At 64.8% G+C, this 4,864-nt stretch carries 7 protein-coding genes; 6 read left to right on the top strand and 1 reads right to left on the bottom strand.

The features are described 5' to 3' along the window. The 3 genes from EN879_RS24405 to EN879_RS24415 form a co-directional block, all read left to right on the top strand. On the top strand, nucleotides 1-522 hold a 522-nt coding region (locus EN879_RS24405; protein WP_164774552.1), incomplete at its 5' end, for an ATP-binding cassette domain-containing protein. Then, nucleotides 519-1,484, top strand: a complete 966-nt coding sequence (locus EN879_RS24410) for an ABC transporter permease (protein ID WP_127274299.1) — start codon at nucleotides 519-521, stop codon at nucleotides 1,482-1,484. The genes EN879_RS24405 and EN879_RS24410, both read left to right, overlap by 4 nt. A gap of 66 nt (nucleotides 1,485-1,550) precedes the next feature. Beyond that, a complete protein-coding gene (locus EN879_RS24415) occupies nucleotides 1,551-2,570 on the top strand; it encodes a zinc-binding alcohol dehydrogenase family protein (protein ID WP_063169032.1) in 1,020 nt (339 codons plus the stop codon). 77 nt (nucleotides 2,571-2,647) lie between these two features. Here the strand turns inward: EN879_RS24415 and phnF are convergent, their stop codons facing one another. Next, the gene (gene phnF, locus EN879_RS24420; RefSeq protein WP_063170337.1) at nucleotides 2,648-3,397 is read right to left on the bottom strand and encodes a phosphonate metabolism transcriptional regulator PhnF; all 750 of its coding nucleotides are present in this window, start codon (nucleotides 3,395-3,397) and stop codon (nucleotides 2,648-2,650) included. A gap of 132 nt (nucleotides 3,398-3,529) precedes the next feature. Between phnF and phnG the strand changes: the two genes are divergently transcribed. The 3 genes from phnG to EN879_RS24435 all read left to right on the top strand — a co-directional run. Next, on the top strand, nucleotides 3,530-3,991 hold the full coding sequence (phnG, locus tag EN879_RS24425) for a phosphonate C-P lyase system protein PhnG (RefSeq protein ID WP_063170338.1): 462 nt from the start codon (nucleotides 3,530-3,532) through the stop codon (nucleotides 3,989-3,991). Next, entirely contained in the window at nucleotides 3,991-4,602 is a 612-nt protein-coding gene (phnH, locus tag EN879_RS24430) for a phosphonate C-P lyase system protein PhnH (protein ID WP_127274300.1), read from the top strand. Before phnG ends, phnH begins: the two co-directional genes overlap by 1 nt. Before the next feature lies 1 nt (nucleotide 4,603). Then, the coding region (locus EN879_RS24435; RefSeq protein WP_206520993.1) for a carbon-phosphorus lyase complex subunit PhnI at nucleotides 4,604-4,864 on the top strand (261 nt) is incomplete at its 3' end.

Raw genomic sequence — 4,864 nt, forward strand, 5'->3', positions numbered from 1 at the left:
GCGCTGGCGCCGGAGAGCCGCCGCGACCAGGGCCTCTGCCTCAACCTGCCGGTCGGCTTCAACCTCAACCTGCCGATCTACAAGCGCATCTCGAACAATCTGCTGATTTCGAGCACGCAGGAGAAGACGCAGGCCGATCGCCAGATCGCCGATCTGCGCATCAAGACACCGACACGTGGCGCGCTGGCATCCAGCCTGTCGGGCGGCAACCAGCAGAAGATCGTCATCGGCAAATGGCTGGCGCACGGCGCCAAGCTGTTCATCTTCGACGAACCGACCGTCGGCGTCGATGTCGGCACCAAGGCCGAGATCTACCGCCTGTTCGGCGCGCTTTTGTCAAAGGGCGCCGGCATCATCCTGATCTCGTCCTATCTGCCGGAAGTCTATGAACTCGCCGATACGCTGCATGTGTTCCGGCGCGGCAAACTGGTGGCGACGCACGGTTTTCACGCCGCCAGCCACGAGGATATTCTCACTCAGGCGCTCGCCGAGAAACAAGAAAAGTTGGGAGGACAGATATGAGCACCGAGGCGATCGCCGTCGAAAAACCGAAGCGCAACTATAATGTCCTGTTCGGGCTGACGCTATTGGCGCTGCTGGTTCTGCTCTGGATCCTCCTCTCCGTGACGACGACGAGCTTCGCCTCGGCCAACAACATAGCCAATCTCCTGCGCCAGGGCTCGATGATCGCCATCATGGCGGTCGGCCAGACCTTCGTCATCATCACCGGCGGCATCGATCTGTCGGTCGGCGCCGTGGTCGGCTTCGCCACCGTGGTCGTGGCCATGATGATCAATGCCGGCTTCCCCATCTGGCTCGCCATTCTGGTGACGCTGCTGGTCGGTGTCCCCATCGGCATGTTCCACGGCTTCGGTATCGTCAAGATGGGCCTGCCGCCCTTCATCATCACGCTGGCGACGTTGACCTCGCTGCGCGGCATCGGCCTTTTGATGACCAACGGCAATTCGATCAACATCAACAGCGACACCTTCACCGCCTTCTCGCGCAATTCCTTCATCGGCATCCCCAACCTGTTCTGGATGGTGATCCTGGTCGGCATTCCGGCCTATATCTTCCTGCACCACAGCCGCTGGGGCAGATACCTGTTTTCGGTCGGCTCCAACGCCGAGGCCTCGCGCCTGTCCGGCGTCAATGTCCAGCGCACCATCTACATGGCCTACACGCTGTCGGGCCTGTGCGCCGCCTTTGTCGGCGTGCTGCTGGCCGCCCGCATCGGCATCGGCAACCCGACGCAGGCCGAGGGCTGGGAACTGCAGGCGATCGCGTCGTCGGTCATCGGCGGCACCTCGCTGTTCGGCGCCGTCGGCTCGGTGCATGGGCCGCTGCTCGGCGCCTTCATCCTGGCCACCATCAACAACGGCGCCAACCTGCTCAACGTCAATTCGTTCTGGCAGCGCATCATCACCGGCGCGCTGATCATCATCATCGTCTACTTCGACGGCCTGCGCCGCCGCGGCAAGTAGCGACCCCGCAATCAACCGCCGGTCCGCCACACCAACGGGCCGGCGATTTCATGACTGGATTAGCGCATGAAAGCCGTCCTCTGCCGTTCGCCCGGCGATCTTGTCCTTGAAGACCGGCCCGCACCCGAGGCACCGCCTCCCGGCTGGGCGCTGGTGGCGGTCAGCCATGTCGGCATCTGCGGCACCGACTACCACATTTTCGAGGGCAAGCACCCGTTCCTCGCCTATCCCCGCATCATGGGTCATGAGGTCTCGGGTACCGTGATGGAGACCGGCGAAGGCGTCGAACTGGCCATTGGTGAGCCCGTCGTCGTCAACCCCTATCTTTCCTGCGGCAAGTGCATCGCCTGCCGGCACGGCAAGCCCAATTGCTGTGTCAGGATCGAGGTGCTTGGCGTGCATCGCGACGGCGCCATGTGCGAACGCATCCTGGTGCCGGCGCAAAATCTCTATCCGGCCAACGGCCTTTCGCTGGCCGACGCCGCTGCCGTCGAGTTCCTGGCCATCGGCGCGCATGCCGTGCGGCGCGCCCGCGCCGACCCCGGCGCCCACACGCTGGTCATCGGCGCCGGCCCGATCGGGCTCGGCACCGCCATCTTCGCCCGCATCGCCGGGCTCGACGTGACGCTGCTCGACATGAGCAGTGAAAGGCTCGCCTTCGCTGGAAACGAGCTTGGTTTCCAGACCCTAGACGGCTCGCGCGGCGCGGTGCCCGATCTGATCAGGGAAGCGACATCAGGCGAAGGCTTCGATGTGGTCTTCGACGCCACCGGCAACACCCAGTCGGTGCAGTCGGCCTTCGCCCATGTCGCGCATGGCGGAACGCTGGTGCTGGTCTCCGTCGTCAAGGACGACATCAGCTTTTCCGATCCGGAATTCCACAAGCGCGAGATGACGCTGATCGGCAGCCGCAACGCGCTGCGCGCCGACTTCGACCATGTCGCCGCCTCGATCCGCAACGGGGCCGTACCACTGGCCAAGCTCGTCACACACCGCACCACACTCGCCGCCACGCCGCGCGATCTGGCTCGTTGGGCGCATGAGAAATCCGGCCTGATCAAGGCTGTGATCGAGGTGGGGTTATAACATGGCAGGCGGCGAAGCCGGTCCTCAAATGCGCCGCCGCTGGCAAGTGAATGCGGCCGAGCTGGGCCGGGCACTCCCTACAGCGCCGACAGCTTCAGCTCCACCCGTTCGGCCGGAAAGCGCGACTCGGAAAACTGGATCGGCTGGCCGTCCGGCGTGACGTTGACGGCAACCGTGACCAGCACGATGGCGCCCGGCTGCAGGTCGAGGTCGGCAAGGTCCGCCGCATCGGCATGGCGCGCCGACAGCACGGTCGATTGCCTGAGATAGTCGTCTATGCCGAACCGCGCCAGCGATGCGGTGATCGAGCCTGTTTCCCCCATCGCGGCATCGATGCCGGCAAAGCGCCGGGCCTCGAACCAGCCGGCAGCGCGCGACACCGGCCGTCCGTCGGCTTCGCCGCGCGTTTCCAACCGGATCACATCGGCTCCCTTGGGAAGACCCAGTCCCTCGGCGACGCGCTGGCTGGCCGGCTCGACCGACGAGGCGAGCAGGACGATGTGCCGTTCCGTCGTTTGCCCTTGCAGCCCTGTCGAAAAACGTGTGCGCGCCCCGATCGGATAGGACAGCCGCTTGCGCGACAGTACGAAGGTGCCGCGCCCCTGCTCGGCCCGCAGCACGCCTTCCCTTACAAGGGCTGATATGGCGTTGCGCACCGTGTGACGGTTGACGCCATAGCGTTCTGCCAGCGCCACCTCCGGCGGCAGCGCTGCATTCTCCGTGAAATCGCCGATGGCGATCGCATGTAGGATCTTGTCGGCGATCTGCCGCCACAGCGAAACGCCACTGCGCCGCTCGATGCTGTCCGCTAACAGCCGCCCGACCATCATTGCCCCAACCTTCCAGCGCCCAGTCTTCTATCGCTGTCATCCACCCGTCATGGACACGCGTTAGATAATAGATATAATTTGTATAGTTGTCTACATCAATAGACAAATTAACAAAGAGGAATGCTGCTGATGCGAGGACAGGAAGCCCGCGACCAGGCCGAGCGCAAAGCCGCCATGGCAACCCTTACGCAATCCAGCGGCGATGACATCGTACGGCTCTGGAATGAGGCCGGACTGCCTTCGGACGCCGAGCTGTTGCGCGGCCCCGAAACCGGCCTTGTCACCCTGCGCGGCCGCATCGGCGGCGGCGGCGCCCCTTTCAATGTCGGCGAGGCGACCGTCACCCGCGCCACGGTCAGGCTACCCACCGGACAGGTCGGCCATTGCTATGCGCTTGGCCGCGACAAGCAGAAGGCGAAGCTGGCGGCTATCGCCGACGCCCTATGGCAGGACCCTGCCCGCCGCAATGAGGTCGAGACCGGACTGATAGCGCCTCTGCGGTCGGCTCTGACCTTGGCGCACGAAAAACGCCGCGCCGAGACGGCGGCAACGAAGGTCGATTTCTTCACCATGGTTCGCGGAGAAGACTGATGGACATTGCAGCGCAATCGATCGAGGGCGGGTTCGCCGATCCGGTCTTCAACGCCCAGACCGTGTTCCGCGCCGTGATGGACGCAATGGCTCGGCCGGGCAGCGTGCAACCGCTGCCGGCCTTCCCCCGCCCGCCGGTGCCGCTCTCGGCTACCGCCGGCGCCATCGCACTGGCGCTGTGCGACAATGACACGCCGCTCTGGCTCGACCCGGCTTTGCAGGCCTCCACCGCGATCAGATCGTGGCTTGGGTTCCATACCGGCGCGCCATTGGCCAACACACCGGCCGATGCGCATTTCGCCTTGGTCGCAGCACCTGCCGAGATGATGGCGCTCGATGGCTTTTCGCAGGGCACGCAGGATTATCCCGACCGCTCGACCACGCTGATCCTGCAGGTCAGCGATCTGGTCTCCGGCACGCCGCTATTGCTCGAAGGTCCCGGCATCGAAACCAGCGCCACGATCGCGCCGGCGCAGATGCCACGCCATTTCGTCGAGCAGTGGAAGCAGAATATCAAGCGCTTTCCGCGCGGCGTCGACATCATCCTCGCCACATCAGGCGGCATCGCCTGCCTACCGCGCACGACGCGCATCAAGACGATGGAGGCGTAAGATGTATGTCGCGGTAAAAGGTGGCGAAGCGGCAATCGCCAACGCCCACAGCCTGCTGGCCGACCGCCGGCGTGGCGACCGTTCGGTGCCCGCCCTTCGTCTCGACCAGATCGTCGAGCAGCTGGCGCTCGGCGTCGACCGGGTGATGAGCGAAGGCTCGCTCTATGATCGTGAACTGGCCGCGCTCGCCATCGTCCAGGCGCGCGGCGACATGATCGAGGCGATCTTCCTGGTGCGCGCCTACCGCACCACGCTGCCGCGC

It is taken from the genome of Mesorhizobium sp. M7A.F.Ca.AU.002.02.1.1 (assembly GCF_003998535.1).
Taxonomy (GTDB): Bacteria; Pseudomonadota; Alphaproteobacteria; order Rhizobiales; family Rhizobiaceae; genus Mesorhizobium; species Mesorhizobium ciceri.

Bases quoted from the DNA above. Each gene is read 5' to 3' on its own strand.
- EN879_RS24415 (WP_063169032.1), top strand. From the start codon at position 1,551: ATGAAAGCCGTCCTCTGCCGTTCGCCCGGCGATCTTGTCCTTGAAGAC.
- EN879_RS24410 (WP_127274299.1), top strand. From the start codon at position 519: ATGAGCACCGAGGCGATCGCCGTCGAAAAACCGAAGCGCAACTATAAT.
- phnG (WP_063170338.1), top strand. From the start codon at position 3,530: ATGCGAGGACAGGAAGCCCGCGACCAGGCCGAGCGCAAAGCCGCCATG.
- phnH (WP_127274300.1), top strand. From the start codon at position 3,991: ATGGACATTGCAGCGCAATCGATCGAGGGCGGGTTCGCCGATCCGGTC.
- phnF (WP_063170337.1), bottom strand. From the start codon at position 3,397: ATGGTCGGGCGGCTGTTAGCGGACAGCATCGAGCGGCGCAGTGGCGTT.